Genomic DNA, 434 nt, shown 5'->3' on the forward strand with positions numbered 1-434 from the left:
GGTAAGCGAAGCGCCACTGGGCAAAACAATGCGCTACCCCAACAATTCCTGCTTCACATCCATCGCCAAATCAAACGAATGCAGGCGTGCCTGGTGGTCGAAAATCTGCCCGTTGACCATAATTTCATCCGCCTGGGTCTCCCGCAGGATGGATTCCAGCCCGTGGCGGGCTTTCGCTTTATCACCGACCAGCGACATACTCAGCGCCTGCTGCACGCCATACTGCTCGGATGGCGACCAGAAGGTCTCCATATTCTCAACCGGCGGCGGCAGTTGGCCGGTTTCCCCACGGCGTAGCTTCACGAAAGCCTGCTGCATGGAGGTAAACAGGAAGTCGGCGTCGCGGTTGCTGTCGGCGGCGATAATATTGATACACACCATCGCGTACGGTTTTTCCAGCCGCGCTGAAGGTTTGAACTGGGTACGGTACAGAT

General features: G+C 56.9%; 1 protein-coding gene. It reads right to left on the bottom strand.

From position 1 onward, the window contains the following. Window positions 1–33: 33 nt before the first annotated feature. Window positions 34–434: LLM class oxidoreductase (locus tag KJQ97_RS09500; RefSeq protein ID WP_502756489.1), on the bottom strand; the 401-nt coding region annotated here is incomplete at its 5' end.

This window comes from Campylobacter sp. 2018MI01, assembly GCF_018501205.1.
Lineage (GTDB): Bacteria > Campylobacterota > Campylobacteria > Campylobacterales > Campylobacteraceae > Campylobacter_E.